Below are 1,191 nucleotides of genomic sequence, written 5' to 3'. Positions count from 1 at the left end.
TATTCCTCGTCGCGGTACCCGTAAGCCCGACGCTTGATGACCTTGATGGTGTTGTTGATGCCCTCGACGACACTGGTATTGAGCGGGTGCCGACAGCGAGCCCGAATGCCGTGCCAGTAGTTCTGCAGGCGCTCGGCGAACAGCTTGAGCGGCGCTATGCCGCTTTGCCGGGCTTGCCTGATCCATTGCTCCCAAGCCCTCTGCGCCCAGGCGGGTCTCTGGTAGAACCAGAGCCGCTTGAGTTCATCGCGTAACAGGTAGACGCAGAGTAGTGGCTGGTTGGCCTCCAGCAGTTCATTCAGATGTACCGCCTGATCTGCCCGCAAGTTATGACGATTGCGCAGCAGCAGCCAGCGGCTCGACTTCAGCACCTTGCGCGCAGGACGGTCGTGCCGAAGCTGATTGGCTTGATCGACTCGCACCCGGTCAATGACTTCACGCCCGTACTTGGCCACCACGTGGAACAAGTCATAGACGACTTCCGCTTGCGGGCAGTTCGCCTTGATTTCCAGCTCGTAGGCCGTCGTCATGTCGATGGCGACCGCCTCGATGCGCTCGGCAACGCCCTCGGGGAGTTGCTCGAAGAAGGCTCGTGCGGTTTCGCGTGAACGGCCCTGACCGATCCAGAGCACCTGCCGGCTAATCGGCTCCACAACCACGGTGGCATAGCGGTGGCCCTTGTGGAGCGCAAACTCGTCCATCGCCAGATAGCGCACCTGTGTCCAGTCCGGATCAACGATGCTGGCTTGCAAACTGGCTTTGTCGATCGACTTGACGGTGTGCCAGTTCAGGCCATAGAACGCGGCAACAGCCTGTACGCTGGTGGACTTCAGCAAGATCTCGCAGGCCTTGGCAAATCGGGCAGTGACCCGTTGGTAGCGCCCCAGCCAATCCAGCCTCTCCAATCGGGGGCCGCCGCAGTGGTCGCACCAGACTCGCCGGCGTGGCACATGGAGTACCACCCGGTATTCAAACAAGGGCAGATCCCGCACTCGCCGAACCGTCGTTTCATGAATCTGTTGGCAACGCTTGCCGCATTGCTCGCAGACCATCACTTTGCTAACCGGCTTCAGATGCAGTGACAGGGTTCGGCTTGCCTGCGACGGCCATTCCACTCGCTCAATCCGGTAGCCCGTCCAGCAGCCCAGCGCCTGTAGTGCTTTGCGATCCAGCAATTTGGCCTCCAACGCC

The 1,191-nt window shown here is 60.7% G+C and carries 1 protein-coding gene; it reads right to left on the bottom strand.

Translation table 11 applies throughout. From position 1 onward, the window contains the following. The coding region (locus DIE03_RS37990) for an ISL3 family transposase (protein WP_124457140.1) at positions 1–1,175 on the bottom strand (1,175 nt) is incomplete at its 3' end. Between the last annotated feature and the right edge of the window lie 16 nt (positions 1,176–1,191).

The organism is Burkholderia sp. Bp8992 (assembly GCF_003853705.1).
Lineage (GTDB): Bacteria > Pseudomonadota > Gammaproteobacteria > Burkholderiales > Burkholderiaceae > Burkholderia.
This window is presented reverse-complemented; position numbering and strand designations above follow the sequence as displayed.